The organism is Actinomadura soli, assembly GCF_005889715.1.
Classification (GTDB): domain Bacteria; phylum Actinomycetota; class Actinomycetes; order Streptosporangiales; family Streptosporangiaceae; genus Spirillospora; species Spirillospora soli.
Map to the genome: position 1 here is coordinate 1 of NZ_VCKW01000298.1, position 9,135 is coordinate 9,135.

The 9,135-nt window shown below is 70.1% G+C and carries 10 protein-coding genes; 4 read left to right on the top strand and 6 right to left on the bottom strand.

The annotated features are described in order from the left end of the window. Window positions 1-35 precede the first annotated feature (35 nt). Window positions 36-269 (bottom strand): LysR family transcriptional regulator, encoded by a 234-nt coding sequence (locus tag ETD83_RS35720; protein ID WP_138649626.1) that lies wholly within the window; start codon window positions 267-269, stop codon window positions 36-38. 70 nt (window positions 270-339) lie between these two features. Here ETD83_RS35720 and ETD83_RS35725 point away from each other — a divergent pair, with 70 nt between their 5' ends. After that, window positions 340-867 (top strand): hypothetical protein, encoded by a 528-nt coding sequence (locus ETD83_RS35725; RefSeq protein WP_138649627.1) that lies wholly within the window; start codon window positions 340-342, stop codon window positions 865-867. On the opposite strand, the gene ETD83_RS35730 is transcribed toward ETD83_RS35725, so the two are convergent. Both ETD83_RS35730 and rpsT read right to left on the bottom strand, forming a co-directional pair. Then, the gene (locus ETD83_RS35730; protein ID WP_138649628.1) at window positions 809-1,345 is read right to left on the bottom strand and encodes an RNA 2'-phosphotransferase; all 537 of its coding nucleotides are present in this window, start codon (window positions 1,343-1,345) and stop codon (window positions 809-811) included. The genes ETD83_RS35725 and ETD83_RS35730 overlap by 59 nt on opposite strands. A 202-nt stretch (window positions 1,346-1,547) precedes the next feature. Beyond that, window positions 1,548-1,820, bottom strand: coding sequence for a 30S ribosomal protein S20 (gene rpsT, locus ETD83_RS35735; RefSeq protein ID WP_138649629.1), 273 nt, complete (start codon window positions 1,818-1,820; stop codon window positions 1,548-1,550). A gap of 234 nt (window positions 1,821-2,054) precedes the next feature. Here rpsT and lepA point away from each other — a divergent pair, with 234 nt between their 5' ends. After that, window positions 2,055-3,899: a translation elongation factor 4 gene (gene lepA / locus ETD83_RS35740; RefSeq protein ID WP_138649630.1), complete on the top strand. Its 1,845-nt coding sequence runs from the start codon at window positions 2,055-2,057 to the stop codon at window positions 3,897-3,899. Between the two features lie 51 nt (window positions 3,900-3,950). Here the strand turns inward: lepA and ETD83_RS35745 are convergent, their stop codons facing one another. Further along, a complete protein-coding gene (locus ETD83_RS35745) occupies window positions 3,951-4,514 on the bottom strand; it encodes a DUF4870 domain-containing protein (protein ID WP_138649631.1) in 564 nt (187 codons plus the stop codon). A gap of 156 nt (window positions 4,515-4,670) precedes the next feature. Next, window positions 4,671-6,083: a hypothetical protein gene (locus ETD83_RS35750; protein WP_138649632.1), complete on the bottom strand. Its 1,413-nt coding sequence runs from the start codon at window positions 6,081-6,083 to the stop codon at window positions 4,671-4,673. 285 nt (window positions 6,084-6,368) lie between these two features. On the opposite strand from ETD83_RS35750, the gene ETD83_RS35755 reads away from it, so the two are divergent. Together ETD83_RS35755 and hemW are read left to right on the top strand one after the other, a co-directional pair. After that, window positions 6,369-6,809 (top strand): antitoxin YezG family protein, encoded by a 441-nt coding sequence (locus ETD83_RS35755; RefSeq protein ID WP_138649633.1) that lies wholly within the window; start codon window positions 6,369-6,371, stop codon window positions 6,807-6,809. A 65-nt stretch (window positions 6,810-6,874) separates the two neighbouring features. Beyond that, a complete protein-coding gene (hemW, locus tag ETD83_RS35760) occupies window positions 6,875-8,083 on the top strand; it encodes a radical SAM family heme chaperone HemW (RefSeq protein WP_138649634.1) in 1,209 nt (402 codons plus the stop codon). A gap of 89 nt (window positions 8,084-8,172) precedes the next feature. On the opposite strand, the gene ETD83_RS35765 is transcribed toward hemW, so the two are convergent. Further along, on the bottom strand, window positions 8,173-8,988 hold the full coding sequence (locus ETD83_RS35765) for a DUF3097 domain-containing protein (RefSeq protein WP_230421402.1): 816 nt from the start codon (window positions 8,986-8,988) through the stop codon (window positions 8,173-8,175). Window positions 8,989-9,135: the final 147 nt, after the last annotated feature.

The window sequence follows — 9,135 nt, forward strand, 5'->3', positions numbered from 1 at the left end:
GGGCGGGCCACAGGCCCGTCCGCCGAACGCCTCGATCAGCCCGGGCAGCACCTCGTACACCCCCGCGGTCGCGGGCGAGGCGAGCGCCTCCTCGAAACTCCCGCCGAGGAACACGGGGGGCGGCCGAGGGTGTCGGCGAGTTTGCGCACCTTGACGTGGAGGGCGGGCTGGGAGATGTGGAGCTCCTCGGCGGCGCGGGTGAAGTTGAGGTGGTCGGCGAAGACGGCGAACGAGGCGAGCGCGTCAGTGGAGAGGCGACCCAGATCCATAGGTAGTGATTATAGGTGACAGGGATGTTAATAGTTCTGCTTTAGGGTGCGTAGGCGGAGAGTTGGGGGCATGAATGGCGAACCGAGGCTCGGTGTCGATTTCGGCCGGGTCATTCACGGCGGGCTGCTGGCCCCCGGTGACGACGACACCGTGTTCCTCGGCGGGAGTTTCGAGGAGGCGCTCGCCTCGCCCGCGACCGCGGGGGTGTACGAGGTGCTGCCCGGGCTGATCGAGGCGTTCGGCGGACGGGCCTGGATCATCTCCAAGTGCGGCGACCGCGTGCGGAAGCGGACGCTGGCCTGGCTCGACCAGCATGACTTCTACGGACGGACGGGCCTGCCCAGGCAGAACGTCCGGTTCTGCAGGAAGCGGCCGGAAAAGGCGCTGCACTGCGAGGAACTCGGGATCACCCACATGATCGACGACCGCCTGGACGTGCATCGCGCCATTCGCGACGTCGTCCCGTACCGGTACTTGTTCGGGACGGCGGAAGGGCCCGAATGGGTGCGGCATATCCCGGACTGGGCGTCCGCCGAGATCATTCTCGAAGATATTCCGGTGGGACGGAGCCGGCCAGCCACACGCCGTTCGCGCTGACGCGGAATTCGTGCCCGTCGGCGGCCATCCGTCCGGCGTCGACGGTCAGGATGATGGGCTCGCCCCGGCGGGCGCCGACGCGCCGGGCCGTCTCGCGGTCGGGGGACAGGTGCACGTCATGCCGCCCCATGGGCCGCAATCCCTCGCGCAGGATCGATTCCACGGAACGGCGGACGGTGCCGTGGTACAGGAATTCCGGCGGGGGTGTCGGCGGAAGGTTCAGCTCGACCGGGACGGAATGTCCCTGGACGGCCCTGACCCGGTTCCCGGCCAGCTCGTAGCGTTTCTTGTCGTTGGCGGCGACGACGTGTTCGAGTTCGGCGCGCGTGAACGGGAACGCGTGGCGGGCGGCGGCCGCGAGCAGTTCGGTGACGTCGGCCCAGCCTTCGGCGTCGAGGGTGAGGCCGATCCGCTCGGGGCGGTGCCGCAGATGCAGGGCGAGGTATTTGGAGATCCTCGTCGCGCGGCGCTCGTCCATGGATATGTGTCCGGAAATGCGTCGGGGCCGGCTTCCATGGCCGGCCCCGTGCGTGCGTGCGGGCTTGTTCGCGGGCACTGACCCGGCGTCGCGAATGCTGACCCCGCGTCGCGGGAACTGGCCCGACGTCGCGGACGCCAACCCCCGGCGTTGCGGGACTGGCCCTCGTGTCGTAAGCGCTTCCCCGGCGCCTGCCCGGTTCTTACTTGGCGGCCTGCAGGGCGGCGGCGCGCTTGGCGATCGCCGACTTCCGGTTGGCGGCCTGGTTCTTGTGGATGACGCCCTTGCTGACGGCCTTGTCCAGCTTGCGGGCGGCGTGGCGCTGCGCGACGACGGCGTCCTCGACGTTGCCGGCCTCGGCGGCCTCGCGGAACTTGCGGATCGCCGTCTTCAGTTCCGACTTGACGGCCTTGTTGCGCAGGCGGGCCTTCTCGTTCTGCTTGTTGCGCTTGATCTGGGACTTGATGTTTGCCACGTCGTAGTGCCTCAGCTTGGTCGCGATAGTCGCCTGCTCATGCGCAGGCCCTGACGAATGTCTGAACGGGGGCGGGACGGTGCCCCGGGGCACGACGCTACGCCACACGCAAGCGCACAGCCTACCAATCAACGGGGCCCGTCCCAAACCAGGCCGTGCACGGAGCATCGAGTCCGGCATGGGACCATGGGGGTACACATTCATGTCCACCTGTGAGTTTGCGAACGGACCCCGGTGCGAGCGCCTGAGCCTGACAAGACCGATCCCGCGATCATCCGCAACTTCTGCATCATCGCGCACATCGACCATGGCAAGTCGACCCTCGCGGACCGGATGCTCCAGTTGACGGGTGTGGTCGAGGAGCGCCAGATGCGCGCCCAGTACCTCGACCGCATGGACATCGAGCGCGAGCGCGGCATCACGATCAAGAGCCAGGCGGTCCGGCTGCCGTGGACGTCCCGCGGCGTCGACCACGTCCTCAACCTGATCGACACGCCGGGACACGTGGACTTCTCCTACGAGGTGTCGCGGTCGCTGGCGGCGTGCGAGGGCGCCGTCCTGCTGGTGGACGCGGCGCAGGGCATCGAGGCGCAGACGCTGGCCAACCTGTATCTGGCCCTTGAGGCGGACCTGCACCTGATCCCCGTCCTCAACAAGATCGACCTGCCGGCGGCGCAGCCGGACAAGTACGCGGAGGAGCTGGCCGGGATCATCGGCTGCGAGCCGTCGGACGTCCTGCGCGTGTCGGGCAAGACGGGCGAGGGCGTCCGGGAGCTGCTCGACAAGATCGTCGAGGAGGTGCCGGCCCCGGTCGGCGACCCCGACGGCCCCGCCCGCGCGCTGATCTTCGACTCGGTGTACGACACGTACCGCGGCGTCGTCACCTATGTCCGGATCATCGACGGGCATCTGTCGCGGCGCGAGAAGAGCCTGATGATGTCGACCGGGTCGGCGCACGAGACCCTGGAGGTCGGCGTGATCTCCCCGGAGCCGGTGTCCGTGCAGGGCCTCGGCGTGGGCGAGGTCGGCTACCTGATCACCGGGGTGAAGGACGTCCGGCAGGCCAGGGTCGGCGACACCGTGACCGGCGCGTCCCGGCGGGCGCCCGAAGCGCTCGGCGGCTACCGCGACCCGAAGCCGATGGTGTTCTCCGGCCTGTACCCGGTGGACGGCGACCAGTACCCCGAGCTGCGGGACGCGCTCGACAAGCTGCAGCTGAACGACGCCGCGCTGGTGTACGAGCCGGAGACGTCGGCGGCGCTCGGGTTCGGGTTCCGCTGCGGGTTCCTCGGGCTGCTGCACATGGAGATCGTCCGGGAGCGGCTGGAGCGCGAGTCCGGCCTGTCGCTGATCTCGACCGCGCCGAACGTGGTGTACCGCGTGGCGATGGAGGACGGGACGGAGCACACCGTCACCAACCCCAGCGAGTTCCCCGAGGGCAAGATCGCCGCGGTGTACGAGCCGGTGGTGAAGGCGACGCTGCTGTCCCCGTCCGAGCACATCGGCGCGATCATGGAGCTGTGCCAGGGCCGGCGCGGGGTGCTGCTCGGCATGGACTACCTGTCGGAGGACCGCGTCGAGATCCGCTACACGCTGCCCCTCGCCGAGATCATCTTCGACTTCTTCGACCAGCTGAAGTCGCGGACCCGCGGGTACGCGTCGCTGGACTATGAGCCGAGCGGGGAGCAGGAGTCCGACCTGGTGAAGGTCGACATCCTGCTGCAGGGCGAGTCGGTGGACGCGTTCAGCCAGATCGTCCACCGGGACAAGGCGCGCGAGTACGGGCTGATGATGACGTCCAAGCTCAAGGAGCTGATCCCGCGCCAGCAGTACGAGGTGCCCATCCAGGCGGCGATCGGCGCGCGCATCATCGCCCGGGAGAACATCCGCGCGATCCGCAAGGACGTCCTCGCCAAGTGCTACGGCGGCGACATCTCCCGCAAGCGCAAGCTGCTGGAGAAGCAGAAGGAGGGCAAGAAGCGGATGAAGACCATCGGGCGGGTGGACGTCCCGCAGGAGGCCTTCGTCGCGGCGCTGTCCACCGGTGGCGGCGAGCCCACCGACAAGGGCAGGAAGTAGCCTCCCGGCCCTGGCCCGCCCCCTGGGCCTGCCCCTGGCGCCGGTCCCCGTTTACTTCTTCAGCAGGGGCCAGGCCACTGCGGACGGGACGCGGCGGAACTCGCCGCGGTTGGCGGCCCGGCCCGCGTAGACGAGGAAGAACATCACGACGGCCGTGAACAGCAGCGGCACCCAGATGAGCAGTTCGACGGCCAGCGACAGCAGCCCGAAGACGAACCAGACGGCGATGGACGCCAGGCTCATGTTGAGGCCCTGCACCGCGTGCTTGCGCGCGAACGGCGAACGCGCCTTGCCGACGTAGACGACGGCCGGTGCGATGGCGCTGACGAGGAACTGGCCCACGTACGCCATGAGCGACCACGTTTTCTCGTCGTCGGTGACGGGGCCGAAGTGGCCGGGTATCTGGACGGTGCCACCGCCCTGCGGCTGCTGCTGCCAATCGGCCGGGCCGCCAGGCTGTTGCTGTTGATGCGGCGGGGGCTGTTGATGCGGCTGCTGCGGCTGCTGCGGCTGCTGTGGTTGCTGCCACATGTTTCCGGGCTGCTGCCAGGGGGCCTGCTGCTGCCACTCGGGCTGCTGCCCATGGCCGGGCGACGGGGGAGGCCCGTAGGCCATGGCGGACGTCCTCTCCTAGTTCGCTACGCGTTCGCTGTGCGACCTATGGCGAAAGTGTATGACTCCTTGGACGCGCCCGGAGTTCGCAAGGGTTCCCGCATTCCCCGGGCCCGTGGCCGTTTCGCGCCACGGGCCGGCTGATCCGCGGATGGGGAGTCAGGGACGCCACACCACGGCGGACGGCTTCTCCTGCGTGACCGTCACCGAGCCCTTCCAGCCGATGGACGACGGCTGCGGCAGATACGAGTCGTCCAGGAAGAACCCTCGGTTGATGGACGTGACCGTGGCCGGTGCGCCGTTGTCCCCGGCCCCGGTCGGACGGCGAAGAGCCTCGATCGCCGCGATGTCGGAGACCGCCGTCCCTTCCGGCAGCTCGACGGTGGTGGCGACGGCGCCGTCACGGTCGATCGACCAGGTCGGCTGGTCGTGGTCGGACCGGTAGAGCGCGGACGGGTCGTCCTTGAGCCGGACGCCGAGCGCCACACCCGGCACCGAACCCGACCCGGTCGGGGAGCCCGTCTTCTTGGCGAACTCGACGAAAAGGTATGTGCGCTGGTCGCCGACCTCCAGTGTCGCCGGGTCGGACGGCGTCTCGATCTTCCCTTCGCGGATCATCTCCTGCGCCGCGATGCGGTACGTCCACGGCTCGCGGTCCATGACGACCTCGCGGGCGCGGCCGTCCGGGCGCGTCCTGGACGCGTCGAGGAGGAAGCGCAGCGGCGGCTTCGGGGAGATCACGTCGCACATGTTGTTGTTGGACGTGCAGGTCTGCAGCACCGGATGGTCGCCCTCGTAGCGTCCCCGGAACTTGAGCGTCATGTGCATCGGCGCCTGGTACACGGCGGTGTCGTCGACGCGGGCGCCGGACTCGTCCACCTCGACCCGGTAGACCCATTCGATGTCGGTCGTGCGGCCCCAGCGGGCCATCAGCGCGGGCGAGTCGGTGCCGCCGTCCTCGTTGCTCCACACCACCGAGTACTCGATGATCCGGTGGCCGGGCGCCGCGGCGGGCCGCGTCTCGTGCCAGGCGACGAGCGGGGTGTCGGTGGTGGCGTTCTGGTACGGGTCGCCGAGCGGCCATCCCGTCCGTCCGACGACGATCGGCGCGTGCCGCAGCGCGACCGCGTCCGCGCCCCCGGACGGCACCTGGACGCGGGGCCGCTGAAGCGTGACGCGGCGGGCGGCGGGCGCGCTGCCCTTCGCGAACCGCAGCGTGACCTCGTGCTCGCCGGGACCGACGTGCCCGAGGCCGAGGCTCCGGGCCACCGGCTCGGACGACGGGACGACGAGGTCGGTCACGTGCCGTCCGTCCACCGAGATCGCCACGACGGCGGACTCTGCGCCCTTCCGGGCCCAGGACACGCCCGGGGCGGACGCGGCGAAGGAGATCACGGCCTCCCCGTCCCGCCCGGCGGTGAACGGCAGCGACTTCGCGGGCCCGTCGCGATGGACGTTGATCACGCCGGGGGCGCCGGCGGCGGACGCGGGGGAGACGGCGAGGAGGAGGGGAGCGCCGACAAGGGCGGCGCCGGTCAACGCGAGCACGGCATGACGCGCACGGTTTCTCATGATCAGCGAAGCTAGGCCGCGCGTGTTGCGTTCCGGTGAAGTCCGGGTCCCCCGTGGGTGTCGGGTTCATGGTGGTTGCGGCCGCACCGCGGTGACGGCTCCGCAGCGTGGCGGCGCGGCCCGATGCGCGTGAGGACGCGCCTGTGAAACTCCGACACGGCGGGGGCTGCTTGGTCTGGAGGTACATGTCGGTACGGTCGGACGGGTACCGTGCCGATCAACTACGAGTATGCCGATCAACCGAACTGTGCCGATCACAGACATTGGCCGACCTCCGGAGGCAGCGTGACCGACCCCGAGCAGGTACTGCGCTCTGCGAAGGAGCGGGAGACGGTGAACGGCGCCGTCCGCGCGCTGCGGACCGCCGCCCCGTCCGGATGGGAGCGGCTCGACTTCGAGTTCCGCGCGACGGTCGGCATCGACAGCGCCTCCCTGGAGGTCGAGGGCCCGGACGGCGAGCGCCGCACGGCCATGCCCCCCGGCCAGGCCGTCGGGAAGATGGACGAGCTGCGCCGCGTCATGTACCGGCAGGGCAAGGGCGCCTGGTTCACCGCCCGCCTCCAGGTCGAGCGCTCGGGCCGCTTCAGCGCCGAGTTCGACTACGACGGCGAACCGGACTTCACGCCGCCTCTCACCTCGTCCGCGTACGCCATGGACCTCGACCGCTTCCCCCGCACGGACGAGCACATCCCGGACTGGCTCCGCGAGAAGCTCAGCAACGCCTGACCGGCCCATGAGACCGGTCCAGAAGACCGGACGGGGCAGGGGCTCGGGCAGGGCAGACTTGAAGCGTGCCCTCGACCCTTCCTGATGGCGAGCCCGTCCCCGCGGACGGTGCGCTGCCCGGCCGCGCCCTCGACGGCCTTGGGACGCGGCCATTCGCGTTCTACGTGCACGTGCCGTTCTGTGTGACGCGCTGCGGCTACTGCGATTTCAACACGTACACGGCCACAGAGCTTGGGCCGGGGGCGAGCCGCGACTCCTACGCCGACACCGCCGTCCAGGAGGTGCGGATGGCCCGGCGGGTGCTGGGCGACGCGGTCCTGCCCGTAGAGACGGTCTTCGTGGGCGGCGGCACCCCGACCCTCCTTCCGGCGGAAGACCTGGGGCGCGTCCTGGACGCGATCGACGCCGAGTTCGGGCTCGCACCGGGCGCTGAGGTCACGACGGAGGCCAATCCCGAGTCGGTGGACGAGAGGTACGTGAGCAGGCTGCGGGAAGTCGGGTTCACGCGCATCTCGTACGGCATGCAGAGCGCGCGCGAGCACGTCCTGGCCGTCCTGGAGCGCGCTCATACGCCGGGACGCGTCCCGCAGGTGGTGGACTGGACGCGCCGGGCAGGGTTCGAGCACATCAACCTCGACCTCATCTACGGGACGCCAGGCGAAACCGACGACGACTGGCGGGCCTCCATGGAAGCCGCTCTGAGCGCGGAGCCCGACCACGTGTCGGCGTACGCGCTCATCGTCGAGGAAGGCACGCGCCTGGCCGCGCAGGTACGGAGGGGCGAACTGACGCCGCCCGACGACGACGCCATGGCCGACCGCTACCTGATCGCGGACGAACTGCTGACCGCCCACGGCCTGCACTGGTACGAGATCTCCAACTGGGCCGCCGCCCCCGGCACCGCCTGCCGCCACAACCTGCTGTATTGGACGGGCGCCGACTGGTGGGGCGTCGGGCCCGGCGCGCACAGCCACGTCGGCGGAACCCGCTGGTGGAACGTCAAACACCCGGCCGCCTACGCCGCCCGCCTGGCGGAACGCACGAGCCCGGCACACGCCAGAGAGATCCTGGACGACGACGACCGGCGCGTTGAGCGGATCATGCTCGAACTGCGCCTCGCCCAGGGCTGCCCCACCGGCTTGCTGGACGACAAGGCCGCCCGCAAGGCGATCGATGACGGCCTCCTTGAGCCCGCCCCCTACGAGCAGGGCCGCGCGGTACTCACCCTGCGCGGACGCCTCCTAGCCGACGCCGTCGTCCGCGACCTCGTCTGACTAGGACCGAACCTGAGCCGACCCACGACCGACCGGCTCGCAACGGGGGTTCCAGGGGGTCGCCCCCTGGGTTCACACAGCCCCCTGGGCTAGCACGTAACGAAATCTATGAGTTCTTCTACGCGGCCTAGGAGGGCAGGCTCCAGGTCCGTGTAGTTGTTCACCGAGCCCAGGATGCGTTTCCAGGCCGCGCCCGTGTCGTCACCCCAGCCGAGTTCGGCGATGACGCCTTCCTTCCACGGAATGCCGCGAGAGATGCGCGGCCAGGCGCGGATGCCCACGGACGCGGGCTTGACCGCCTCCCAGATGTCGATGAACGGATGTCCGGTGACCAGGACGTGGGGCGACGAGACCTGCGCGGCGATCCGGGACTCCTTGGAGCCGTCCACGAGATGGTCGACGAGCACGCCGAGGCGGCGGTCGCCGTCCGGGCCGAACTCCTCGACGATGGCGGGCAGGTCGTCCACGCCTTCGAGGTACTCCACGACGACGCCCTCGACCCGCAGATCGTGGCCCCAGATCTTCTCGACCAGTTCGGCGTCGTGGACGCCCTCCACGTAGATCCGGCTCTCCTTGGCCACCTTCGCCCGGAGCCCCTGAACGGCGATGGACCCCGACGCGGAACGGGCCGGCTGCTCGCTGGGCGCCGCGCTGGGGCGGACGAGCGTGACGGGCTTGCCGTCGATGAGGAATCCGGACTTGGTCAGCGGGAACACGCGCCGCTTGCCGAACCGGTCCTCCAGGGTGACGCCGAACTTGTCGCAGCCGACGACGGCGCCGCAGAAGCCGCTGTCGGGATCCTCGGCGACCAGGCCGGGTTCGGCCGGGACTTCCGGGATCTGACCTTTGCGGGGCCTGCGCCAGTCGCCGGCCAGCACGTCGTTTTCGTAGTTCTTACTCCGCACGGGTCCGCACATTAACCCGGCGGGACGCCCGCCTGGCGTCGTCCCTCGTCCCTCGGCGTGGCGCGTCCACCCGCCGCTGGGGCGCCCCCCGGGGGCGGGCGCTCCTTCACCGGCCGCATGAGGCGGGTCCTCCGGGGCGGGCCGATC